General features: G+C 53.8%; 18 protein-coding genes and 1 pseudogene. 5 read left to right on the forward strand and 14 right to left on the reverse strand.

Annotated elements, in window-relative coordinates:
• Nucleotides 1–49: 49 nt before the first annotated feature.
• From SBL51_RS06805 to SBL51_RS06820, 4 genes and pseudogenes are all read right to left on the reverse strand, one after another.
• Nucleotides 50–1,477, reverse strand: coding sequence for a restriction endonuclease subunit S (locus tag SBL51_RS06805; protein ID WP_317930148.1), 1,428 nt, complete (start codon nt 1,475–1,477; stop codon nt 50–52).
• Nucleotides 1,467–3,177, reverse strand: a pseudogene (locus SBL51_RS06810) (N-6 DNA methylase). The gene SBL51_RS06805 and the pseudogene SBL51_RS06810 overlap by 11 nt, the downstream one beginning before the upstream one ends.
• Nucleotides 3,178–3,282: 105 nt before the next feature.
• Nucleotides 3,283–3,630, reverse strand: a complete 348-nt coding sequence (locus SBL51_RS06815) for a nucleotide pyrophosphohydrolase (protein ID WP_317930149.1) — start codon at nt 3,628–3,630, stop codon at nt 3,283–3,285.
• 222 nt (nt 3,631–3,852) lie between these two features.
• The gene (locus SBL51_RS06820) at nt 3,853–4,992 is read right to left on the reverse strand and encodes a DUF4124 domain-containing protein (RefSeq protein WP_317930150.1); all 1,140 of its coding nucleotides are present in this window, start codon (nt 4,990–4,992) and stop codon (nt 3,853–3,855) included.
• A gap of 929 nt (nt 4,993–5,921) precedes the next feature.
• Here SBL51_RS06820 and SBL51_RS06825 point away from each other — a divergent pair.
• Entirely contained in the window at nt 5,922–6,155 is a 234-nt protein-coding gene (locus SBL51_RS06825) for a hypothetical protein (protein WP_317930151.1), read from the forward strand.
• Nucleotides 6,156–6,814: 659 nt separating this feature from the next.
• Here SBL51_RS06825 and SBL51_RS06830 read toward each other — a convergent pair.
• Both SBL51_RS06830 and SBL51_RS06835 read right to left on the reverse strand, forming a co-directional pair.
• Nucleotides 6,815–8,368, reverse strand: a complete 1,554-nt coding sequence (locus SBL51_RS06830; protein ID WP_317930152.1) for an EAL domain-containing protein — start codon at nt 8,366–8,368, stop codon at nt 6,815–6,817.
• A gap of 544 nt (nt 8,369–8,912) precedes the next feature.
• Nucleotides 8,913–9,707: a substrate-binding periplasmic protein gene (locus SBL51_RS06835; protein ID WP_317930572.1), complete on the reverse strand. Its 795-nt coding sequence runs from the start codon at nt 9,705–9,707 to the stop codon at nt 8,913–8,915.
• A gap of 64 nt (nt 9,708–9,771) precedes the next feature.
• Between SBL51_RS06835 and SBL51_RS06840 the strand changes: the two genes are divergently transcribed.
• The 3 genes from SBL51_RS06840 (at nt 9,772) to SBL51_RS06850 (ending at nt 12,705) form a co-directional block, all read left to right on the forward strand.
• Nucleotides 9,772–10,047 carry a hypothetical protein gene (locus SBL51_RS06840; protein ID WP_317930153.1) on the forward strand — a complete coding sequence of 92 codons (276 nt, stop codon included), beginning with the start codon at nt 9,772–9,774 and terminating at the stop codon, nt 10,045–10,047.
• A gap of 54 nt (nt 10,048–10,101) precedes the next feature.
• Entirely contained in the window at nt 10,102–11,805 is a 1,704-nt protein-coding gene (locus SBL51_RS06845) for an MFS transporter (protein WP_317930154.1), read from the forward strand.
• Nucleotides 11,806–12,495: 690 nt separating this feature from the next.
• Nucleotides 12,496–12,705, forward strand: a complete 210-nt coding sequence (locus SBL51_RS06850) for a DUF2061 domain-containing protein (protein WP_317930155.1) — start codon at nt 12,496–12,498, stop codon at nt 12,703–12,705.
• Between the two features lie 137 nt (nt 12,706–12,842).
• On the opposite strand, the gene SBL51_RS06855 is transcribed toward SBL51_RS06850, so the two are convergent.
• The gene (locus SBL51_RS06855; RefSeq protein ID WP_317930156.1) at nt 12,843–13,196 is read right to left on the reverse strand and encodes a hypothetical protein; all 354 of its coding nucleotides are present in this window, start codon (nt 13,194–13,196) and stop codon (nt 12,843–12,845) included.
• A 560-nt stretch (nt 13,197–13,756) separates the two neighbouring features.
• Between SBL51_RS06855 and SBL51_RS06860 the strand changes: the two genes are divergently transcribed.
• On the forward strand, nt 13,757–17,146 hold the full coding sequence (locus SBL51_RS06860) for a hypothetical protein (RefSeq protein WP_317930157.1): 3,390 nt from the start codon (nt 13,757–13,759) through the stop codon (nt 17,144–17,146).
• Nucleotides 17,147–17,274: 128 nt separating this feature from the next.
• Here SBL51_RS06860 and SBL51_RS06865 read toward each other — a convergent pair whose 3' ends face one another.
• The 7 genes from SBL51_RS06865 to ahpC form a co-directional block, all read right to left on the reverse strand.
• Complete coding sequence (locus SBL51_RS06865; protein WP_317930158.1) at nt 17,275–17,571, reverse strand: hypothetical protein; 297 nt, start codon at nt 17,569–17,571, stop codon at nt 17,275–17,277.
• 183 nt (nt 17,572–17,754) lie between these two features.
• Nucleotides 17,755–18,585 carry a M48 family metallopeptidase gene (locus SBL51_RS06870; protein ID WP_317930159.1) on the reverse strand — a complete coding sequence of 277 codons (831 nt, stop codon included), beginning with the start codon at nt 18,583–18,585 and terminating at the stop codon, nt 17,755–17,757.
• Between the two features lie 19 nt (nt 18,586–18,604).
• The gene (locus SBL51_RS06875) at nt 18,605–19,054 is read right to left on the reverse strand and encodes a YbjQ family protein (RefSeq protein WP_317930160.1); all 450 of its coding nucleotides are present in this window, start codon (nt 19,052–19,054) and stop codon (nt 18,605–18,607) included.
• 33 nt (nt 19,055–19,087) lie between these two features.
• A complete protein-coding gene (locus SBL51_RS06880; RefSeq protein ID WP_317930161.1) occupies nt 19,088–19,402 on the reverse strand; it encodes a YbjQ family protein in 315 nt (104 codons plus the stop codon).
• Between the two features lie 417 nt (nt 19,403–19,819).
• Nucleotides 19,820–22,246, reverse strand: coding sequence for a putative bifunctional diguanylate cyclase/phosphodiesterase (locus SBL51_RS06885; protein ID WP_317930162.1), 2,427 nt, complete (start codon nt 22,244–22,246; stop codon nt 19,820–19,822).
• A 442-nt stretch (nt 22,247–22,688) separates the two neighbouring features.
• Nucleotides 22,689–24,239: an alkyl hydroperoxide reductase subunit F gene (gene ahpF / locus SBL51_RS06890; RefSeq protein ID WP_317930163.1), complete on the reverse strand. Its 1,551-nt coding sequence runs from the start codon at nt 24,237–24,239 to the stop codon at nt 22,689–22,691.
• 120 nt (nt 24,240–24,359) lie between these two features.
• A complete protein-coding gene (gene ahpC, locus SBL51_RS06895) occupies nt 24,360–24,917 on the reverse strand; it encodes an alkyl hydroperoxide reductase subunit C (protein ID WP_317930164.1) in 558 nt (185 codons plus the stop codon).
• Between the last annotated feature and the right edge of the window lie 354 nt (nt 24,918–25,271).

Here is a 25,271-nt window from a genome sequence, read left to right on the forward strand (position 1 = left end):
CTGGTTTAAGAGCGGACAAATTAGTCCGCGATCCTGGTTATGCTATGGGCTAGAGCACCTCGGCTAGTTTCTGCTCGGCTTCGGGGATTTGGAGTTGGCCGGAGAGGAGTTTGGGGAGCAAGTTATCTCGGAGACTCTGCAAGACGCTTATATTTGACTGAATCAACAAAGACTTATTGTGAAACGAATCCAGCAGTGTGGTCGCGATCTCCATTATTTCAGTTGGAGGAACTATCACTGAGAGCGACTTTAAAATATCTGTTTTGAGGTTGGTGAATACGCTGCCATTCCCTTGCGCGAGCAGTTTCTCCTTAACCACTAAGAAAAGTTGATATAGATACGGATCAGTGAACTTAGTTTTAACTGGGAAATATAGCCATCCATCGTGAATACATGCATCGATGTTGAGAAACTTTGGAAGGCCAGGAGTAGCACTGTTCGATAGAATAAGCTCGCCGGCCTTTAACATAACAGTTTTTTTCAGTCCTTCTGGCTTAATAAACTGCTTTGTATTCATCAGAAACCTTGAGGAATCGCTGGTGGCGTCACTAATTTTTACCCACGGCAGTCCTTCCTCAACTAAAAAATCATGGATAGGTCGAGGTGATCCTCCACGCTTAACATGAACATAGTCTCCCAATTTTCCTTTGTCCCACCCCTCCGGCACCCAGCCCATCTCTTCGGTAAAGACAAAGCTGCTGGGGAAGAGTTGTTGTATCTCGGCGGGCAGGAAGTTTGAGTGGAAACCTGCGGCGATATCGTCACCCGCCGGGTTTGGAGTCGGGGCGGCTGGGTTACGCGCTTGCAGCTGCTTTCTTTTTTCGGCTCTTGTTTCCAGCTCGGGGGGGATGGGGTTGCCTGCGGCCAGGGCGTTGTCGATCACCGGATCAAAATCCACAAACCAGCTTTTAAACAGTGCCTGGGCCATGGATTCCAGGGTGGTGTTGATTTGGCGGTTTAGTTCGATTTTGTCATCCAACGCTTTTGCAAACACAAGAAGCTGTTGTCGATATTCTTTTGGCGGAACATCGACTATAAGATTTTGGAGGATAGTTGTATCCAGTTTGCCGGCACCGATTCCAGTATTTTCCACTAGGCCGAGAAGTTTTTCGTGATTAGCCATGAACCAGAAAAGCAAATACCATGGTTCTACAACGTCAGTATTTACCTTTAAGGCTTTCACATCCTGATTAAACGCGACATCCCTTAACGCGATACCAACTTGAATTTTTTGATGCAAAATGCTGCCTCTGACCAATAACAAGATGCTGTCTTTCAGGGCAATTCTGCTTCCATTTGCTAGTCCAAGATCAGTGATTTTCAACTTTGAATCGTTATACCGATTACCGTCCATGGATGAAGCACTGATCCAAGGTATATCACCATTCCAATACTCATCTTTTGACTTGGGTGGAGTTCCACCTGAGGTCCAGGTGGTTATGTCACCTAAACGATATTGAACCCACTCACTCCCCATATCCCAGCCCCACCAGATTCTGCTTAATCACTGCATCCAGCTTTTCCGATTCTGCCATCTGTTGATACAGGGCCTGAGTTAACTCACTCATTTTCTCTTCAAATAATTCACCATCATCTTCTACTTCAGCGGCACCCACATAGCGACCGGGCGTCAGCACATAGTCGTTGGCTTTAATATCGTCTAAGGATGCGCTGCGGCAAAAGCCCGCAACGTCTTTATATCCGCCACTTTGGCCGATAATTGCTCCTGCATTATCGGCACTTCCGCCATCCTTGGCGGTCGCACATCCGGGAATGGTCGCTCCCGGCGTCCTGCCTCCCGCGACACTTGTGCTTCCCTGCACATCGTCCACCGGTTCACCGCGCCAGGCATGGTAGGTGCGGGCGATCTCGGCAATATCGTCACTGGTCAGCTCTTTGTGAATACGGCTGATCATGGAGCCCATATTGCGGGCGTCGATAAACAGTGTTTCGCCCTGGCGGTTGCGGTGGTGTTGGCGGCCGTCGCTGAAGGTCTGCTCTTTTTTGTTTTTGGTGAGAAACCAGAGACAGACGGGAATCTGGGTGGTGTAGAAGAGCTGGCCGGGCAGCGCGATCATGCAATCCACCAGGTCATTCTCAATAATCTTTTTGCGGATCTCGCCTTCGCCCTTGGTGTTGGTGCTCATGGAGCCGTTGGCCAGTACAAAGCCCGCGACGCCGGTCTCAGAGAGCTTGCTGATCATGTGCAGTATCCAACCGTAGTTGGCGTTGCCGGTGGGGGGGCACTTCGTAGCCTGCCCAGCGGGGGTCGTCGGTGAGTTCATCGGGGCCGCGCCATTCTTTTAAGTTGAATGGCGGGTTGGCGAGGATGAAGTCGGCCTTGAGATCCGGGTGCTGGTCTTTGAAGAATGTGTCGGCGGGCACGTCGCCCAGGTTGGCGCTAATGCCGCGAATGGCGAGGTTCATCTTGGCCAGTTTGTAGGTAGTGCTGGTCTGCTCCTGGCCGTAAATGGAGATGTCTTTGGTGTTGCCCTGGTGGTTCTCCACAAATTTGACCGACTGCACGAACATGCCACCGGAGCCGCAGCAGGGGTCGTAGATTTTGCCGTGGTAGGGCTCGATCATTTCCGCCAGCAGGTTGACCACGCACTTCGGGGTATAGAACTCGCCCCCGCCCTTGCCTTCGGTGGCGGCGAAGTTGCCGAGGAAGTATTCGTAGACGCGGCCGACGATGTCGACTTCGCTCTCCGAGCCTTTGTCGTCAACGATGGTATCGATGTTGTTGATGGAGTCGATCAGGGCGGCCAGCTTGCTCACATCCAAATTGAGGCGGGAGAAGTAGTTGTCGGGCAAGGCGCCGCGCAGGGCTTTGTTGTTCTTCTCGACCGTGTGCAGGGCGGTGTCGATCTTGACGGCGATGTCGTCCTGCTTGGCGTTTTTGGAGATGGTGGCCCAGCGGGACTCTTCTGGCAGGTAGAAGGTGTTTGTCATGGTGTAGAACTCCACCATATCCACATAGTCGCCCTGGCCCTCGTCGATGAGCTGCTGTTTGCGAGCCTCGAACTTGTCGCTGATGAATTTGAGGAAGATCAGGGAAAGGACGACGTGCTTGTATTCGGAGGATTCGACGCTGCCGCGGAGTTTGTCGGCGGTGTCCCAGAGGGTTTGTTCGAAGGATTTCTTCGGTTTGGATGATTTTGCTTTTTCTTTGGCCATTGGCTGTTGCTTAGTCTTCGTTAAAGTAATCGGTATCGAGGGTTTTGATTTTTAGGGTGGCTACACAACCCTAAGTGCTCGGTTAATGCAATTATTATTGGCGAGTTAATATTCCGTATATTTTTTGGATTTCCCTTTTACCTTATCGGCAGGGTATTTGGCTGCATTCTTTACAATCTTATTATTGGCGGCCTCAACAATATTAACACTGAGCTTATCGGCTAGGCGGATGAGATAGAGCTGTACATCGGCAATTTCATCGGTGACTTCGGCCAGGGTTTTGGTATCCAACTGTTGTGAGTGCTCTTCCGTAAGCCATTGGAAATGTTCAACCAGCTCGGCCACTTCCACACTCAGGGCCATTACTAGGTTTTTGGGGGAGTGGAACTGGTCCCAATCGCGCTCCTCGGCGAAATCCCGTAGGCGCTGCTTTAGCTTTTCGATATCACTCACCTGTCCACCCATATCCCCGCGCCTGCAGGAAACATCCTTTTTGAATGAATATTTTCATCAATTCTTTAATACCAAAGCATTAATTCTAGACGAACCCACGCCCCAAAACCCACCCTAAATCATGGTTATTTAGTTATTAAAATCAGAAAGTTACCCCTTCTTTACAAACAATTACGTTGCCACTGACCATTTTTTAGCCAAGCCTGTTTGATTTTGGGTACGTTAATAGCGCACTGGGGTTTTGTTGGGGGTTTGTAGCCAGGTGTACCAATCCTTTTGCAGGGCGGCCAGGCCGCCTGGGTAGTGGCGGTTGAAGAAGGGGAGTGGGTCTAGCTCGGTGCATTTATCCAAGGCCTGCTGTTGTTGCAGTTGGGCCATAAGCTGGTGATTTTTGGGCAGCATTAGGAAGTAGATAAAGCTCCAGGCGTTGGCGTAGAGCTGGGTGCGGGCGCTGCTGTTCCAATCCTCTGGCGAGGCGATTAACAGGGTGTAGAGGGGCAGCGGGCCGTTGCGGTTGAGTTGGTTTAACCACTCCTCGGCCAGTTGCACGGTTTTTAACTGGCCGGCGAGTTCGAGCTTTTCAAAATATTCGGCGCTGCCTTCGTTGAACCAGCGTGGGGTTTTGCCAAAGTTGTGGGCGTTGATGATGTGGGTGGCTTCGTGCAGGGCCACCTGCACGGTGTGTCGGCTGGTGCCTTGGTGCAGTACCACCGCCTCGTTGTGGGCCCAGGAGTAGAAGCCAGCCACCGGGGCGGCGAGGCCCTGGGTGTTAAGGTCAGGCGCGATTTTGCGGCGGTAGCGGTTGTATTGGGCCTCGTTGCCATAAACGGATACCACCATATTGGCCCTGGCCATGTTGGCCAGGGGCAGGTAGCCGCTGTAGATGGTGTACACCGCCCGGCCGCCGTTTTGTACGGCGGTTTGTACATCGGCCGGCACGTAGCCTGCGGGGTAGTTTACGGTTAAGGCAAAATAGTCGAGCTGGCCGGGGCCGGCTGCCAACCGCTCGGCCGTGGTGGATTCGGGCGGCTTATCACCAAAGTGGGCTTGCCCCTGCTCATCTACCCAGTGGTAGATCTCCTGGCCTTGGCGTTCGGTAATGCGCGAGGCTGGTTTCACCGAGCAGCTGAACTCATCGCCATGGTTGCCGCTTGGCAACTGCACCACCTCACTCCCCGGCCGTGGTGGCAGCCCGGTGGCCTCCTCCGCTGGCGGCTGGCTGTGGCCGGCAATCAACTCACTCACCGCCACCTTAACCTCTGCCAGCGAAAGCCAACGGCCAGACAAATACCGGCTAAGCCCAGCCGACAGCGCCAGCAGCAAAAGGAAGAGCAACAGGGTGAAGGTTTTAGAGCGAAACAATTGCGCCGCTTCCCTGCCGGTATGGTTTACGAAGGTTCATATTCGCACGCGCCATTTTATTTAGCTATTTGGGTGTGAGTGGTAAGTGTGGTTTTTGTTGGTATGGGTTGGGTTAGTTTAGTCCATAGTGGGAGATAGGTTGCTTGCCCTGACGGGACGGGGTTTGGTTTGCAGGGGGTTGGGTACCACAGACGTGTGTATGACTCGGTTGTGTAGCTTCAGCCCTCTACTCCTGTGAAAATTTGTGGCGGCAACCGCGCCGCGAGTGGTTTGCAGGGGGTAACGCAGCAAGCTGCTCACCCATTAGGGTGTGGTCTCCGCTTCGCTCCGGCTCGCCCTGCAGCGACTTACTTTCTTTGGGCGCGCAAAGAAAGTAAGCAAAGAACACACGCCCCGATGCTTGGGTGCTGCGCACCTGCCCAAGCTCCAATCGAATTTTTGGGGTCGCGATGATGCGCATCCCGCTTAGCATCGCTCAAAGGCACTTCCCTGTGCCTTTGACCACCTAAACTTCGATCTCCAGTCGGCATTTTGCAAAGGGACCCGACGCCAGCAAAGCTGGCTAAGTCAAAATCGCTTTATAGCCGCCAAAGGCGGCGCCTTTAAATCCCCCTTTGCGCAGCCGAGTGGAGGCGCAAATCGGTGGGGCAAATGAACACGACGTTCATTTGAGGGCATCCACGCCAAGGATGCGGAAGGCCGCCCCGGCTGTATGCGCGACCCGCCTATTTGCACCGGAGGGAGGGAAGCCGCGTAGCGACCAAGCATCGGGGCGGCTTGATGCACAAGGATGTGCGAATGCCGTGTAGCGCAGGAAGCGCGAGAACGGCGAGATTGCTAAGACCTTTGGGCGCCCAAAGGTCTTGGCCCGCCTGCGGGGGCGGGACCCCGCCACCTCGATGGCAATCGCAGAATTCAGAACTTAGTCAATGCTCCCAACCTGCTTGGCGGCGCTGCAGGGTGATCAGATTACCGTGCCAGCCACTGAGGGGGCTGGTGAGCGGCGTTGTGTGATCATCGTTGCCGGCCTGCAGCGGAGGATGGCAAGCTTGGCTGCACAGTTGGCCAGAAGCGTCCAATGGCAGTTTGGCGAGAAGTTTTTTCGTACTGTGTCATTGGATCATCGGTTAGCCAATACCTATTTACGGTTGCGCAGTTGGTGACTGTTAAGAGGATTCCTCTTTACCAAACACGCCTTCATTTAATGCCTTTGGTGGGCAGTGAAAAGAAGATCTCATTTTCGGCGGTCGCCCGCGTAGCCAAATTTAAAATCCGCAGCAATATCAACCACTGTTTGGGCGACCGCCGGTCGCCCCTACGGGGGTGAGGTTAATGCGTAGGAGAGATCGGCGGTCGCCCCTACGGGGTGGGATTAATGCGGAGGATTATTATTGCGTAGGGCAGATAACCGCTCCTTCGTGATCTGCATTTCCGCCATCCATGGCGGTCGCCGATCGGCGATCGCCCATGCGGGGCTGGATTTAACCACACCGGTGCCCTGACGCACCGGGATGACGGGCGACCGCCGGTCGCCCCTACGGGGTGGGATTAATGCAGGGATTTACATTGCGTAGGGCAGATAACCGCTCCTGCATGATCTGCATTCCCCCGGGGCGGCCTTCCGCGTCCATGGCGGTTGCCAATCGGCGATCGCCCATGCGGGGCCGGATTTAACCACAACGGTGCCCTGACGTCACCGGGATGACGGGCGACCGCCGGTCGCCCCTACGGGGTGGGGTTAATGCGGAGGATTATTATTGCGTAGGGGCCGGATTTAACCACTATGGCTGGTGGAAATGCATCGTTGCAACATGAGAATGTGTCAGCACTCTTCGATATTCACATTGGTAGCCATTAACGCAGTCAGATCGTGCAGCGACATCGGCTTGCCAAACAGGTAGCCTTGGCCATATTTAACCTTAAACTCAATCAAGGCTTGCCGCTGAAGATTATTTTCAATACCTTCACCAACTATCTGTGCATCAATATTATTCGCGATGGCGACGATATGAGGGATCAACGTTGACCGTACCGAGCCATCTTCCATCTCATTAATAAAGCTTCTATCAATCTTTAATGTATCGCATTGCAACTGCTTCAATTGGCTTAGGTTAGAGTAGCCGGAACCAAAGTCATCGATTGCCACTTCAAAGCCCGCGCGGCGGAGCTTGCGCAACGCTTCAATACTGGATTCCGTGGTTAAGCTCTCTTCTTCCGTGACTTCAATAACAAACTTTACTTTGTTCTTATAAGAATCACATAGCGTGATCAATTCATCGGCATGGACTGAATTGATGTCGCGGGCAAAAAAGTTGATATTAACTTTAAAGTTACTGGCTGCAATGCCTGAAAATTCAGCTAAACCTTGCAGACATCGATTGATAATCACCCGGGTAAAATCCCAGGTTTTATCCTTGCGGCCTATTATTGGGATAAATACGAGGGGAGAAATGCTACTGTCCCGATCTTTAAATCGGGCCAATACCTCACAGCCGATGACGTTGCACTGTTGCAGATCAACAATGGGTTGATACTCACAATAGAAGGCCCCCTTTTTAAGGCCGCGTAAAATTCGGGAATCGATCGACCGGTAGTGGTTCAACCACTTTTGCATGAGCAGATAGATCAGAACGAATAGCAGCCCGGAAACCCCAGCCAAGGCGATTAATGCAACACGGTTTTGCTTATAAAACTGTGAACTTGTTGCCACGACGGTAAGGCAATAGGGCACTCTTTCGCTGCAAAGTGTCTGTGTGTAGTCATATGCTAGCGATATTGAAGAGTGCGCGTTTTCAGGCATTAAACCTTTGGCACCACTCACGTAGGTATATTCTTGGCCGGCCACAAAAACCAGCTCCCAAGGATACTGCTGAGGCATTAAATCGGTAATGGCATCATGCTTGATAATGGCATTGAAGCTGTCCAACCTGGCAACCAAGGCGAATGCTTGATTTTCAAAAAGCATGAGATCACCGTATACCCAAACCTGTAATCCGGCCGGCGTTATGTAATCTGGCTGTGTTTCTGGTTCGGTAACCTTAACCACCCCTTTACCGGTTGTGCATTGCAGGTACCGCCCCTCCAGGTAGCCGATATCTTTTATGTATTTTGAGCGGAACATCGCCTGGCTCATCGACATTAATGTATCTTTACTGCAACCGCTCAGCTTTTCCTGGTTAAGTGGCTGCAGCGTTAACAGAATGTCGTTTTCGATTTCGGATATTCTATCCAAGCCTGCCGATGCCATTGCTGTGATTTCATGTTTAAAGCTTTGCTGTAAGCCGTAAACGGCATAGAAAAACAGGCTGCCGGCAATCAGAGCGCTGGCTATAAATACAATCAGGTTATCCAGTTTTTGGCGAGCAGTTCCCGTCATACCCATCTCGATATCAATATTGAAAGCAATCCCGGCATTCTGCTGTCAGTTTGGCCAGAACATCACCAACAGCATGGCCAATTTAGCCTACTTTGCAAGAAAGTAACACATCACGAGATATCCTAGCCTTTGGACTTGACCTGCCGGCCAGCAATATAGTCACAAATACTGTGGTTGATACCTCACAACCAGTTAAGGCCCCATAAGCGACCGGTTTACAGCCGTAAGCAAGGCACCAGCAGAAGACTTTAATGCATTGATCAGATTGAAGAAGCAGGCCGATATTAGAAGCGAGACAGGCAGATGGGGGCGGGAAAGAAGATACAACGCCTAGAGGCCTTGATCCATATTCGCTGAGGTGGGTTTAATGCAGCGTGCGGCTCTAAAGCAAAATGGGTTGCTATCTACCGCCACTTTCCCAGTAGACAATTAAGCTTTACATCGGCTTTGGCCGCTAAGGCAAGCCAGAGTTGACCGGATTGGTGAGCCTAGGGCCTGTCTGTTCGAGTAGCGCAATTAGGCGAATGGCCAAGCGCTTGCCCGGCTACTCTGTAGAACGGATCGACGATTGCTTGAAAGGGTCCGCAACCCCATACTTTTCAAAAATAGCCGCTCGCTTGCCTTCGGCAACAAACTTCTCCAATTCGGCATTAAACTGTGCTACCAGCTCTTCAGCCCCAGGCCACTGCTTTGAAAAGCCAATATAATAGAGGCGTGTATTGCCCACCGGGTTATCAATATAGTCGATCATGTCAAATTCAGGCGCGTGGGTTTTGATCAGATACTGGCAAACAGAGAGCGAGCAGATACTTAGATCGACGAGCCCATATTTGAGCCTTCGTAAATGTCGCAACTCCAAGTTATTTCCAGCAATTTTATCAACCCGTTTAAACAGATTCCCTTTTATCGCTTGCATAAACTCAGGCGCATATTGGTAGCCCTGGCTGATGCCAACACTATAGTCTTTTAAGTCATCCATGCTCTGCCACTGTATCTCGTTTTTCTTGAGCTTAAAAAAATAGTTGGTGACGGTACAAAGCGGGTCGGAAAAGTAGTAGTACTGCTCCCGCTCAGAGTTTTTTACCAAACTATAAATAGCGGCAATATGGCCGCCTTTGACCATAGTTTCTGCGCGTGACCACGGCAGATTTTTTATGTCAGGAGAATATCCGAGGCGCTCAAGCACCTGCGCCACAATTTCCGTGGTAAACCCGACTATCTTGCCTTCCTGCTCAAACTCGAACGGCGGATAATTTTCCATGGCAATAGGCAGCACTTTTCCCGCCTCGCCTTGAACGTTATGGCCGACAAGCAATGCCAGACAGCCGATAACAGTCATCCACTTCAATAGACCCCCCCTTTGAACAAGCATTCCAACCTCCAATCTGTAGAAAATTAGCCTTATGGGCTACTCCAATATCTCTCATGTTGGTAGCGTCGACCTGGGAATTGAATTTGCCGATATATCTGCCTTTTATCAACCTATACAAAATCGCCATCCAGGTGGGCTGATGGCGCTCGCCCATGCCGGGCCGGATTTAACCACAACGGCGCCGGAACGCCACAGGTCTGCGGGCGACCGCCATGGATGGCGGGGAATGCAAAAAACGTCGCGGTCCGACGATTCGGAACAATTTTTTGCCCTACGGGTGGCATATTTGAGCCTGGCCATCAATTGACTCTGATGGCGACGTTATTGTGGGCCATGGCACCGCTTGGGTTAGAATAGCGGTTTGCCTATTACACCCGAGACAAAACCCATGGCCGTAACGCCGGACGATACCCTTGCCACCAAAACCCCCAGCAGCGCTTTGGAGCCCTTGCGTGAGCCTGCTTACCGCCGGATTTGGGGGGCCAGTTTCCTCTCTAACTTTGGCCAACTGATTTTGGGGGTTGGTGTCGCCTGGGAGATGACCCGGCTGACCGATTCCCCCGCCATGGTGGCACTGGTACAAACGGCGTTAATGCTGCCCTTGATGTTGGTGGCGCTGCCGGCGGGGGCGATTGCCGATATGTTCGACCGGCGCAAGGTGGCGATGACGGGGCTGGCCATTGCCTCCGGATTTGGCTTAACGCTGTCGCTGCTGGCCTATCTGCAGCTCACCACCCCCTGGCTGTTGCTCGCCTTCTGCTCGCTGATTGGCAGCGGTTATGCGCTCTACGCCCCGGCCTGGCAGTCGTCGATTGGTGAGCAGGTGAAACCGGCGGCGGTGCCGGCGGCGGTGGCGCTGAACACCATCAGCTACAACATTGCGCGCAGTTTTGGCCCGGCCGTGGGCGGCCTGCTGGTGCTGGCGGCCGGGGCTCAGGCGGCATTTGCGGTGAATGCCTTTGGCTACCTGCCGCTGATGCTGGCGTTCTTCCTCTGGCGCCGGGGCCAGGTGCCTTCGCGCCTACCGCCGGAGCGGATCAGCCGGGCGATTATCTCCGGTGTGCGCTATGTCTTTCACGCCGGCGGTATTCGTACGGTGCTGGTGCGCGCCTTTATTTTTGGTTTGGGCAGCGGAACCGCCACCGCCCTGGCGCCGCTGATTGCCAAGCATCTGCTGGGCGGCGATGCCGCCACCTTCGGTATTCTGCTGGGCGCCGGTGGCGTGGGCGCGGTGCTTGGGGCGCTCACCATCAACTGGGTGCACAACCATCTGGGCTTAGAGAAGGCGGTGTCGACGCTCTCGGCCCTGGCCGGTATTGCGCTGGTGGGGGTTGGCTTCAGCCACTCGTTGGTGCTGACCAGTATCGGTATGTTTCTGGTGGGCGGTGCCACCATGGTGACCATCTCGCTCTGTAATATTGCCGTGCAGGTGTCGGTACCGCGCTGGGTAACGGCGCGGGCGCTCTCGCTCTTCTCCTCGCTGCTGACCGGTGGTATTGCCGTTGGCGCCTGGTTTTGGGGGAGTGTGGCCAGCTGGTGGTCGGTGGAGGTGGCGATTATCGCCTCGGGGCTTTTCCTCTGCTGCCTGCCGCTGTTGGCTTTCGTGCTGCGCCTGCCGAATATTAACGAGGCCAGTGCTGAGTCGGTCGACCTGGATACCGAACCGGAGGTGGCCCTGGCCATCACCCTGCGCTCCGGGCCAGTGGCGATTGAGATCGACTACCACATCGCCCCGGACGACGCCCGCAGCTTCTACGATGCCATGCGCGATGTGCGCAAGGTGCGCCTGCGCAATGGCGGCTTTGACTGGTCGATCTCGCGCGATATCGCCGACCCGGCGCTCTGGACCGAGCGTTTTCACTTCCCCACCTGGGGCGACTACCTGCGCATGCGCGACCGCTACACCCTGGCCGATATGGCAGCCCAAACCAAGGCCGACCAGTACCAGATTGCCGAGCAACCAAAGAGCATCCGCCGCCGGCTGGAGCGGCCGTTTGGTTCGGTGCGCTGGCAGACGGAGACGCCCGATACCCACCAGGAGACGGTGGTTTATATGGGGCCCTAGGGGCCTGCGGCGGTCGCCCACCCGAGGTATCAATATATTCCGGGGCAATACCAACCATGGGCGATCGCCGATCGCCGACCGCCATGGATGGCGGGGAATGCAAAAAACGTAGGAACAGTTTTCTGCCCTACGTTCTTTGGTGGTTTGAAATCGCGGTAATCCAACCCCCGTAGGGGCGACCGGCGGTCGCCCACCCGAGGTTTCAATTGATTCCGGTTCAATACCAACCACGGGCGATCGCCGATCGCCGACCGCCATGGATGGCGGGGAATGCAAAAAACGTAGGAACAGTTTTCTGCCCTACGTTCTTTGGTGGTTTGAAATCGCGGTAATCCAACCCCCGTAGGGGCGACCGGCGGTCGCTCACCCGAGGTTTCAATTGATTTCGGTGCAATACCAACCATGGGCGATCGCCGATCGCCATGGATGGGTGAAATATTTATGCCTTGTGGTGAGCCCGACCATCGCTGGGCGATCGCCGATCGCCCCTACGTTCTTTGGTGGTTTGAAATCGCGGTAATCCAACCTCCGTAGGGGCGACCGGTGGTCGCCCGCATCCCCATATTTCAATCCCGGCAGGGGGCGCAGAACCATAGCCAAACCCTATCGCATCAATGAAAACAATACGCTTTAACAATAAATAAGAACCGTTATCATTTGGCTTTCACAACCCTTGCTGAGATCAAAACCATGACCAAGACCATCACCTTCGCCGCTATGCACTTCACCATCGCCTTTAGTGTGGCTTACCTGATGACCGGTAGCCTGGTGATTGGTGGAGCCCTGGCCATTGTCGAACCCGCCGTTAACACCGTGGCCTTCTACTTCCATGAAAAGATCTGGAAAAAACTGGAGTTCAAACAGGCGGGCATTCACAACAGCAGTGTGCTGACCCTGTAATAAAATAAAACCGCCGGCAAAGTTATTCACTCTGCCGGCGGTTTTTTATTTAATTTTTGGCTGGGTGTTTTTGTTTTTCAGAGGGGAGCTTTTATTGCACAGGGTATTGCAGAGGGCTTAATGGTTAACGGTAAAAATTAAATACCGACCCGATAAGCCAGGCGCTGCATGCTGTCGCACTGCCAACCGATCAACCCCTGACTTTGCGCTGCGGTTTGGAACTCTTCATAGCGCACATCCGGTGTGGCATTCACTTTGGATTGCCAAGCAATTACCGCATCCGATTGTTGATCCATCGATTTTAAAATATTGTTCATTAACCACTCGTAGCGCTCGGCGCTGTTGGTCTTTTCCAGGTTATTAAGTTTGGAGAGTTTGGTAAAACTGTCGCAGACCATATCGAACTGATTGGGTTTGTGTGAGCAGCCACTGACGGCCAAGGTTATCGGCAGGGTAAGGCAGACCAGTGCACAGGCGACGAACGCATTCATGAGTATTTCACTCCCCTAACCCGCACCGGCTATTCTGTCTAGCCGACAACCTGATAATAATCACAGGTAAGACTCCCTCTAAATATTTCCAACCCGGCCGAACAAAAAAATGAATAGCGAACGCTAATAAAATAAATCGGTTAAGGAAAGTTGCCAGGTAATTTTTTGGGGAAGTCGTCACGCTTGTTTAAAAAGAAACAGAACATTGAATATAAAATTCAACAAAAAATAAAAAACACCCCACCAATAAAATAAAAAAAGATCTAAAAAACTCCAAAACCTATAACGCAGAACCGCGCCTCTTTTATTTGTAGAGAACTTTTAACATTCAAAACCCTGACACTTTCTACAGGTGCCACCTTAATTGCTTTAGCACCTGGCTCTGTTGGTTGGCGTGTAAACTCACCACACAATTTATTGTGTTATAGTGCGCAACTGCCACCGCTCAACCACAGCGGCAAGTAATTGGTTACCTAAAAAAACACCATCATCCTCAAGGAGTGAGGAGTCACTCCTGCGCGATGTGGTAATAAAACAGAGCAAAGATCTTAGGAGTGGGCATGGGCCGGAAAGCGCTATTGTTGGGTATTTTATTGGTGGCCGCCGGGCTGCTGTTGTTGCGTGAGCCGTTGCAGTCGCAGTTGGCGAAATTGTCTGACTCCGGGGAAGAGGCGACGGCATCGATTCCTTTAAAGCCGATGCAACTACCGCCGGAGCTTAAGCAGAACCCTAATTTGCCGGAGAAGTACCGGGCCAAAGGCAGGGTTCGCAGCAAATATTTCTTAAAATCGCAATATTACACCCCCTTGCTCAGTGGCATCGCTGAAGCAACCCCCTGGCAATTGGCGGAACGCGACTACTACCTGCAGCAACTGAAAGCCAATGCCCCCTACGATGTATTGGTAGTACCCACGCAAAACGCGGGCTATTCCGACCTCGCCTCCCGCCGTTACACGGCAGAGACCTGGCAACAACTGCTACTGGCCAATGATTTTAACAGCGTGCCTATTCAGCCGGTGCTCAATATATTGGGGCGTCATCAGCGCGACTATTCCGATGAAGCGGTATACCAACTGGCCGATGAGCTGAAAGTAAAAGCCATCTACTGGTTGTATGCCGGTGATCAAGTGGATGGCACTCAGGGCTATCTAGATCAAGCAACCGGTCATATGGTACCGATGAATCGGGAGCTGAAGCTGGCTGTTGTAAAAGAGACGAACACCACGCAAGCCCCCTGGTTAAGCAGCGAGTTTTTACCCGAGATGCACGCCTGTAATTTGAATGGCGACCCCGAATTAAAACGCACTGCCATCGATTTTTTTGCCGAATGTATGCCCGAGTTGCAACAACAGTTTGGCTTGACCAACAACATTGGTAAAACCCTGGTAACCGATGCCGTCTCTCCCGAGCTAATCACCGCCGGCTTGCCCCTCTCGAGCGATACACACCCAGGCAACCTGGTGGAACAAGCCTACTATGTGCAGCTATTGGCCACGCTGGTCCCCGATGATGCCGCCTTTGTTGAAGCAGACCTGTGGCTGAAGTCGTTGTTAATTTTAAATAAGCTGGACCCGCAATCGACCGATTACAAGAGCCTCAAAGCGCGGGCTTATCTGCAGTTGGGCATGCGACCGCTGGCATTGACCACATTAGGCGAACCAACCACTGCCATTGAGCAATCGGTACGGGCGCTGATGGATGGCAATCTCTACGACCTAAAGGCAGCGGCGGAAGCTATTGAGCTGCCGGTGGCCAAGCTGATCGCCCGCATCGACTACTTCACTATGCTCTATCGCTACCGGGGCCGTTTTAACAGCGATGACCAAAAGGAGATTACCGCTCTGCTGGAGAGTAACCCGGCACTGGGTTATGAACTGAACCGCCGCGTTTACGATGTCGATAGCTGGGCACAAAATTCAAACGTCGACCTGAAACAGTATCTGGATCTGATCTACCCTGGGCCGCGCGACCTGGAAGAGGCGCTGGTGCAACTCAATTGGCAACCTAATAGCACCAATGATTTTTCCGATGTTATTGAATTGGAGTTCCAAAACCATATTGATGTCTTAAAGGAAAAAATGGATCAACCCCACGCCGATGGTGCCGTGGTTTCTGCCATGGATCACCTAACGCTACTGGAGGCCATTGGCCACATCAATCTGGCCGACCGTATTCGATTTCTAGCCAGTACCCAAGGCCGCCCTAAGGTTGCCGCGGAGACCTTTGCCATTTATGAAACGCGACTGGGTGGGCAGGTAGATCTGCTTAAAGCCCGCAACGACTTACTCGCTGTTCAAGCAGAGGACGCCAATGCCACCGAGCGGGCCGAGAAACAGGCCGAAGAGGAACGCTATCGGTGGACTTATGTTTACTACTACGATGCCCCTAACCGCTACCCACACCGGGAAAATGATGAGATTTATTGGGGCATCAATTCGATTGGGCTTTTTCAAGATCGTATTGCCAAGGCGTTACAAAGAAAAGGACGGATTGAGCCCCAATTGTTGACGGAATTTAACAGTCGGTTCAATGGCTCACCCTACAAAATGAATGTTGAATTGGCGATAGCCGATCAGGCCGGAGGCGAGGCAGCGGTAATACCGGTGATCGAAAAGGCATTAACGCAATTTGATGATGTCTGGGGAATTACCTGGCTCTACGTCAAATTACAGGCCGGCAATGGTGAGTTTGGCAAAGCCGATAAAGCGCTGAAGGATTACCGACCCTTTTTTGAAGAGAGCCGAAGTTACAACCGGGTAGGAATCTCACAGGACGCCTACGATGCCGGCAACCTGTTTTACAATAATGGTCAGTTTGATCGGGCCAAATACTATTTTAAAATCTCGGCCGACCTGCGCACCGGCAGTGGTGGCTCCATCCGCGCTTTCGCCAAGTTGGCGTTGCTGGAGCACGACTACCTAACGGCCTACCAGGGATTTTATGCCGGTGCCAGCCGCTACAATAAGACCTATGACTACGCCACCAGCCTCTCGTTAATGAGCCTTTTGGGTAAAGGCGAGCTGGCGTTTAACCTGGATAAAGAGCTACTCACCAAAAAGCCGCACAAGCTGCTTAGTGATACCTTGATGGGCTTGGCACGGTTCAACAAAGAGAGCGATGAAAACTTATGTACCTGGATTACCACCTCGGCTAAGGAGGCTCCTCAGCTGCTTGAGGCCGGCCTACTGCACCAATTTGCCTACACACAAGACAACCTCGACAGAGCCATAGCCGGCAGACAAGCCTCCGACAAGCTGCTTAACTGCGCTAAAAAGGTTGCCGGCGAAAACAACGACTACAGCGACTTCTTCACCGCGCTGGTGGATTTCCACCAGAACTTTTATCGGCGGGATTTTGTCGCTGCCCGAACCAGTTTCGATACCGCCCAGCGGGCCTGTTATCAAATTAATCGCCACGGTATGAAATTCAAGTGCCTACTACCGGAATACAATATTTACTTGGCGGCAGCAATGGGCCAACTGGAGGAGAGCAAGATAACAATGGGAATAAAACCGCCCATGCAATCCGCAATTAAAGCCGCTTTTGATGGCGACCATGAGAGTGCCCTTAAATGGCTGAACAAGGCTTGGGTAGGTTATCGCGGAGATGGCTTCAACCCCAAACGGGTCATTACCGATGAGTATCTGTTTGCCACATTGGTGGAAGCGTTAATCGACAAAACCGGCGATGAACGCTATGCCCAACTGCTGGTGAAAAAGATGCAGGGGTTCGAAACCATCGAGCCCTGGCACTCCTGGCCCTACGCGGTGGAGGCAAAATACTCCACCGACAAACAACGGGTAGAACGCGCCCTTGCCTTCACACTTTACCTGGACCCGAACTCGGCCCGCATCGCCGATTTTAGCGAGGCCGATAAGGAGCAGGCCCGGCAGTGGCTGCAGGCCAATTTGGAGAAGGAGTTAAATGTTAAAGAGGGAGTGAGTTACTGATTTTTTGATTGCTCAATAGCTGGAGCTTAAGACAGCGCAGTAAAAATAATCTTTAACCGCCAATAAGCCCAAACAAAAAAGCCACACCTCTAGAGGTGTGGCTTTTTTATTACGCAGCTAACCAACAATCAGAGCGTTGGGCACTGCTGCACAACCAGTGCGATATTGGCGTAGGCGACGGCCTGTTCGTAGCGCTGGTCGGCGGTGGTGCCGGCGGCGACGGCGTAGGGGTCGGCGCTGGGGCTGACCACTTTCACCAGCTGTACCCAGGCATCCATGGAGTCGCGGTCGCGCTGGTAGGCGTTGAAGGCGCCGTAGATCTGATCGCAGGAGAGCGCGGCCATGCCCGATTGTGACATGGTGCCCAGCTGGCCGGCCGTCTGGCAGCCACTGAGGAAGAGTACGGCCAATAAAAGTTTTTTCATGTGCATCCCACTTGTTGCCTGTTCATATTAGATTCCGCTGCTGTTAGTTTTGCCACCGCAGGGGAGTAGCCGGCTATTATTCCCATTCCCACCCCCGCCTGCCAGAGCGCAACGCGCATTTTTTACATTATCTGCACCGCCATTGCCCAGCAGCCCCGGAATTCACGGGTTGAGTGCGAAAAGTTAATCACTGGGGGATTGACCGGGGAAGAACGTCGGCAGGGGTACAGTGGCGCCGGATTGGTATTGGGCCAGCTCGGCCAGGTGGCCGAGGCGCTGCTGAGTGCCCGGGTGGGAGCTGAAGAAGGCGGGCAGCTCCAGGCCGGCTTCCTGCTGCAGGGTTTCAAACAGGGCGCTGGCGCCGCTTAGGTGGCCGTAGTGGCTTAACAGGGCGCTGGCGGCATCGTCATCGGCGCGCTGCTCCTGGTGGCGACTGAAGGCGAGCGCGGTGAGGCTGGTGGCCTGGGTGACCATCCCCTGGGCCAGGTCACTGTCGCCCAGCCCTACCAGGCAGCTGAGTGCCACCACCACGGTCAGCATGCGGCCGGAGGCAACAATCGGGTCGCGGTTTTTGATGTGGGCGATCTCGTGGGCTATGACCATGGCCAGGGCGTTTTCATGGGGCAGTTTGGCGAGCAGGCCGCGGTGCAGGTAGATGTGGCCACCGAGGCCGGCGAAGGCATTGACCACGTCGTCGTCGATGTAGTGGACGGTGATGGTCATCCCCTGTGGCAGTTGCTCGGCGGCGGCCAACTGGTTGGCCAGGCTTTGCAGGTAGTGCTGGGTGGGCCCCGGCTCTGCCTGCTGAGTGAATTCGCTGGTGAAAGGCTGGGCCAGGGTGGCCTCGGTGCTAAACGGGATAAAGCGCACCAGGTAGCCGGCCAGCACAAACAGCAGCGCCACCATCACCGCCGTGGCCCCCAGCACCGTGACCAGCAGCCAGGCGAAATCCTTAAGCGGGTGTTCGGTGCTGTAGTTGATCCCTTCCGGAATCTGCGGGTTTTCGTAGCTCATCGCTTTTTTGGCCGGCCGCTTAAACTTTGGCCGGGACCATGGCGGTGCCGTAGGCGTATACCTCAACGCAGGTGCTCTGGTTTTTGGCCCCCTTGGTGATGGAGGCGGTCTCCAGTTTGACGTTAACAATCAGCTTGGCGCCGCGCCGTTCGGCCTCCTCCTTCATGCGCAGAATCGCCTCGCGCCGGCCCCGTTCAAGCAGGGTCTCAAAGGCGGTTACCCGGCCGCCCACCAGGTTGCGCAGAGAGGCGGCCACCATTTTGAAGTAGTCCACCGCCACCACCACACTGCCGGAGACCAGCACCCCCTCGGCGCCCATGCCCGCCGGCGGCAGCCGCTCACTAAAACAGAGAATGTCCTGGTATTTGGCTTCGCGTTCGAAGATCGATTTGAAGTGACGTTTTTCCGCCTGCCGGCCAAAGATATAGCCCAGGGTAAGAAGAACTAAAAAGAGAATGAGCTGTTCCATGATCCCTCCCGATATTGGCCTGAGGCTCGCCGACTATTCCAACACCACCGCGGTGCCGTAGACAAACAATTCGGCGGCGCCAGCAGAGATGGAGGAGGTGGAGAAGCGGACATTGATCACCGCGTTGGCGCCGATGGCCTTGGCCTGGTCGAGCATGCGTTGGGTGGCCTCTTCACGGGCGTCGTTGAGCAGCTCGGTGTAGCCCTTCAGCTCGCCACCAAAAACATTTTTCAGGCTGGCCATTAAATCCCGGCCGGCGTGTTTGGCGCGCACGGTATTACCCTGCACCATGCCCAGATGTTTGGCGATTTTTTTACCGGGAACGATTTCGATATTGCTGATCAGCATGCTGACTCCTTGTTGGGTGGTAGCGCGCCGCAGGTGTGGCGCGGTCTGTTCCGCAACCAATAGAGGATCCCGCTTATTGGTTATTGATCAGTTATTAATTAGTTAATTATTGTTAAATTGGCTGGCTAAAGTGTAGTTCAGGCCAGAGGTTGGCGCCGGCCGATTTTACGCTTCGCCACCTCCGTTTGACCACGGCTATTTTGGCGTCAGCTTTACCACTTGGCACCTGTTACAACTGACCATCTATTAGGCCCCCAAAAGGATCTGTTGGCCGGCAAGCGCAATAGCCAAAGAGGTTACACGTGTGACCACTCTGCCGGGGGAATTAAATTCAATTAACTTTTTTCTATGCAGAGCTGCGTGGTTGGAACGGCTCGGTGTGAATTTATCAGCGCCACAGCAACCAGGCAGGGATAATTACTCACCCTTAACCGCTGCACTCAACTCACCCTGGCGGCTTAACCAGGCCAGGAAATGCCGGCCGGACATGGGCTCGGCGTAGTGAAACCCCTGGCCAATATCACACCCCAAACCACTCACAAAATCAGCGTCGGCCTGGTTTTCGATGCCTTCGGCGATAACGCATTTATTGAGGTCGTGGCTCATATCGATGGTGGCCTTCACTATGGCCTGGTTTTTACGTTTATTAACAATATTGCCGATAAAACTCTGATCAATTTTTAAAACATCGATGGGAAATTTGGAGAGGTAGGCAAGTGAGGAGTAGCCGGTACCAAAGTCGTCGAGGGCGATGGTAAAACCCTGCTCCGCCAGGCGCAGCAAATTAGCGCGGCTCATCTCCGGGTCGGTCATCAAGGCGGACTCGGTAATTTCAAAATGAATTAATTCGGGCGCAATCGCGTAGCTTTGTACCTGCTGGTGAATGTAGTCAGGTAGTTGATGATCGAACAGATTGCGCGCCGACAGGTTAATCGACACCGGCAAACGCCAGCCCAGCGCCTGCCATTGGCTTAGCTCTTTTAGGGTGAGGTTCAACACCTCGTAGGTGATGGGCTGTATCTGTTCGGTGGCTTCGATAAAGGGCATAAAAAGGGCGGCGCCCAACAACCCCTGCTGCGGGTGGCGCCAGCGAATTAACGACTCGGCACCACGGCACAAACCCGTGCGCAGATCAATTTGTGGCTGGTAGTACATTTCAAACTGATGCTGCTCCAGGGCCGGCTCCACGGAAGACAACAGCTGCACCCGGGCGCGCACTTCGTTATCGGCATCTTTGTTATACACGGCAATGAGGCCGTTGGACTTTTTCGCCTGGTACATGGCGACATCGGCACAGCGCAACATTTCATGGCTGTCGAGCTCTTCGGTGGTGGCTTCGACCACACCAATAGAGGCGGTGACCTTCAGACTCAAGTCCTGAATTTCAAAACGGGCATCAAACACCTTGGCCAGCTGCTGCGGATAGCCAGCCGCCCCGGGTAGTTTTTCCTGGGCAAGATTGATCACCACCGAAAACTCGTCGCCACTTAGGCGGAAGACTGCGGCCGAGTGCTCGGGCAACACGCGCTGCAGGCGCTCCGCCATCTGCTTGAGCAGTTGGTCGCCCACCAGGTGGCCAAATGTGTCGTTCACCTCTTTAAACCGGTTCAGGTCGAGCAGCATCACCATTAGCGGTGCACTCCCCAGACGCGCTACATGCTCGTGATAAGCGGCGCGGTTGCCCAGCCCGGTAAGGGTGTCGTGGGTGGCCTGCTGCGCCAGCTCATCCACATAGCTGGCATTGGCGATACTTAACCCCACAGCATTGCTGATGGTGGCAAACAGCGATCGCTCCTGGGCATTGACCTGGCGATGCAGCGGTGTGGTGAGCACAATCACCCCGTAAATTTTGCCGCTGCTGACCAGTGGAATGGCAGCCACGGTTTTCGGCACGTAACCGTAAAAGCCGGTGGTGCGCGGCAGGTCGATATCTAACTTGCTGACGTCGCCACCGATATAGACATCCCGGGCACGCACGGCATAGCCGGAGATACTGCCATTAACCGGAATCACCGGGTCATACTGTTGCCGATTCTCCGGCAGGTTGTGCCCCCAAGAGGCCACCACACGCAGCGTGTTGTCGCTCTCAACAATGGACATCAGGCCATCCTGCCAACCGTGGTCGGTAATAAAGGGCGGAATAATGCGATAACCCAGTTCGCGCAGGGAGTCGTTATTTTGCAGTTTGCTGGTCACCTCGTGGGCAATCGAAAGCACCGCCAGGTGTTCATTCAACTCCTGCTGGGAGCGGATAAAACAGATAAGCAGTAAAAACAGCACCGACAGCACAATGGTTAAGGAGAGGTAGAGGTTGCCATGTTCCTGTAAAAGCCCGTGCAGTGACGGCGCCTTAATTAACAGTACCGCCAATAGAGTGGTGGCCACGGCGCGAACAATAAATATCAACGCGGTGATGCGATGCCAAAACCCCTTGGACCAGATGGTCACCCCCATGATGACCCAGGCGGCACCAACCGCCACCGTGGTATAGAGGTGGACCATGCTGATGGATCCCAGGGCATAAACCACCAGGAAGAAGAAAAAAGCGAGCCCGGCAGAGAGGTGGGGTGAAAACGAGTGCTGCTGTTGGGCGTTGAACTCCAAGGAGCCCTTGAGCAGGGTAAATACCAGCGCAGCGACAGCCGCAGCAAAGCCCCCTATAAAGAACCACGATTTGTCATAAGGGGGTAGATAGGCCAGGCGGCCGAAAACCACGGCACCGGGCACGATCAGGAAGGCCGCCCCCCACCACATCAGGTAACGGTTTTTGCGATCGGATCGCCACATCACCAACAAAACGATGGCCGAAGCAAAATGGACAAAGGGAATAAAAACCGAAAACATAGGTTTAGCTTGCGCGGTTCTCGCTCGTTTTATTATTTTTTTAACCAATGGCCAACGATCAATACCCCGCCCCACACAAACCTGTGAGAGAACAACGCTTACTATCGCTAGCCTGTGATTGCCCACCCACAATCCAGGCGACTCATTGGTATTGCATCCATGGTCAAGGGATAACGGCCCCGACAATCGCTGGCGCACTGGCGCTTAGGTCAACGACTTTGGCACGAGGCATATCCTGACAAGTATAGTCCGTGAAACCCCGCCTGGCGCGACAAATTATCGCCAGATAACAGCAATAGCCGCCACAGACAGCCCGCTAAGGGCACCGGCGTCCTCTTGCTCGCTAAGCGGATTAATTAAAAAAGCCACCGCAAGCGGTGGCTATCAAGTTCAGCCGAGGGGGCTGATTATTGTGGGTTGGGTTGGTCCGTAACGGAATTAATCAGCTGTTGCGGATCAGGTAGTCGAAGGCGCCCAGCGCCGCCGTGGCGCCACTGCCCATGGAGATGATGATCTGCTTGTAGGGGTTAGTGGTCACATCGCCGGCGGCAAACACCCCGGGCAGCGTGGTTTGGCCATGGCCATCGATCACTATCTCGCCGCGGTTGGTCAGCTCCAGAGTCTCTTGCAAAAAATCACTGTTGGGCACCAAGCCTATCTGCACAAAGATCCCCTCCACATCCAGCACGTGGCTCTGGTCGGTGGTGCGATCTTTGTATTGCAGGCCGATTACCTTGCCGTTAGCACCGAGCACTTCGGTGGTCATGGCCGATTTAATAATGGTGACGTTGCCTAAGCTGTTGGCCTTTTTCACCAACACTTCGTCGGCGCGCAGGCTGTCGGCAAACTCCAGCACGGTTACCTCTTTAACAATACCGGCCAGGTCGATGGCCGCTTCGATGCCGGAGTTACCGCCACCAATCACCGCCACCGGCTTGCCTTTAAAGAGCGGACCATCGCAGTGTGGGCAGAAGGCAACACCCTTGGTTTTGTACTCGGCCTCACCGGGTACATTCATCTCCCGCCAGCGGGCACCGGTGGCAACAATCACCGTTTTCGCCTGCAGCACAGCACCATTGGCAAGCTCCACCGCTTTGCCATGGGCAGTATCGCGCAGGGCGACCACGCGCTGGTTATTCATAATATCCACGTCGTACTGTTTAACGTGCTCTTCCAGGGCCATGGCCAACTTTGGCCCTTCGGTCTCTTTGACGGAGATAAAGTTTTCAATGGCTAAGGTATCCATCACCTGGCCGCCAAAACGGTCGGCGACAATGCCGGTGCGAATACCTTTGCGCGCGGCGTAGATGGCCGCCGAGGCACCAGCCGGGCCACCGCCCACCACCAGTACATCGAATGGGGCTTTGCTATTGATTTCCGCCGCCTTACGGGCGTCGGCGTCGTCATCAACCTTATTGACAATCTCTGCCAGGGTCATGCGGCCGTTACCAAAGGGCTCACCGTTTAAGTAGAGCGAGGGCACGGCCATAATGCCGAGCTCTTCCACCTCTTGCGGGAAGACGCCGCCATCGATCATGGTCGCCTGAATATTCGGATTTAATATCGCCATTAAATTAATGGCCTGCACAACATCCGGACAGTTGTGGCAGGAGAGCGAAATATAGGCCTCAAAATTCAGCGGTTTGTTGATGCCTTTTATCTGTTCAATCATTTCCGGCGCCGCTTTACTGGGGTGGCCACCGGCTTGTAACAGGGCCAATACCAGCGAGGTAAATTCGTGGCCCATGGCAATGCCGGCAAAGCTGACCCGCGGCGTTTCACCTTCGGGGGCTATCGCCATGCGTGGCAGGCGACCGCGGTCACCGGTTTTAATGGTCAGAGAAACCTTCTCCGACAACTCGGCAATTTCGCGGCACAGGGCTTCCAGTTCCTGGGACTTGGCCGAATCATTAATGGACACCGTTAACGCAATCGGATTAACGATATTTTGCAAGTAGGCGCCCAGCTGCTGTTTTAAAGATGCTTCTAACATTTTGGGTATCCGATAATTTAGAGTAAAAGTTGCCATTCGCCGTCAGTGCGAAGGCGTTAAGGTGTTGGCTTGAATTGAGATTATTAAGAGCGGCACCGGAGGGTGCCGCCTTGGGTTTGGTTAGATCTTGCCAACCAGGTCAAGAGACGGGGCCAGGGTCGCTTCGCCCTCTTTCCATTTGGCCGGGCAGACTTCACCGGGGTTGGCCGCCACATATTGCGCGGCTTTTACTTTGCGCATCAGGTCGTCGGCGTCGCGGCCAATGCCTTCAGCGGTAATTTCCACGGCCTGAATAATGCCCTGTGGGTCGATCAGGAAGGTGGCTCGATCGGCCAGGCCCTGACCTTCGCGCATCACACCAAAGTTATTGGTGATGTTGCCGGCTTGGTCGCCCACCATGTAGTAGTTGATCTTGCCGATGGTGTCCGAGGTGTCGTGCCATGCTTTGTGGGTGAAGTGGGTATCGGTAGAGACCGAGAAGACCTCAACGCCCAGCTTTTGCAGCTCTTCGTACTTGTCGGCAACGTCGCCCAGCTCGGTGGGGCAGACGAAGGTGAAGTCGGCCGGGTAGAAGAAGAAGACCGCCCACTTGCCTTTTACATCGGCTTCGGTAATTTCGACGAATTCGCCCTGTTTGTAGGCGGTGGCGTTGAAGGGTTTGATTTCGGTGTTGATCATGTTTAGCTCCAGTCGTGTTGGGTTGCTGTAAGTAAGTGACAGGAGCCAGTATGTTGATCCTGGCTTGATTGTTGAAATTGATCATAACAAAGCAATCGATAGCCAATATAAATAGTTATGATCTATTACGATATCTACAGCTAATTGCCATGAGCTATGAGAATTGACAGAGGTGTGTACGCAGAGGAGCCATCCAATGCCGGCCAGCGGTGTTTGCCTTAGGCAGGCTTCGGGCCTGCCAGCGGGCCATTTCGAAACGGGCCGTGTTACCGGTTCGCCACTGCGAACAGCGCAGCGACCCCATACCGTGCGCACTCTCAATCCGTTACACTGCCCAGCCAGCCAATCGTCTTC

The organism is Halioxenophilus sp. WMMB6 (assembly GCF_033283405.1).
Classification (GTDB): domain Bacteria; phylum Pseudomonadota; class Gammaproteobacteria; order Pseudomonadales; family Cellvibrionaceae; genus Halioxenophilus.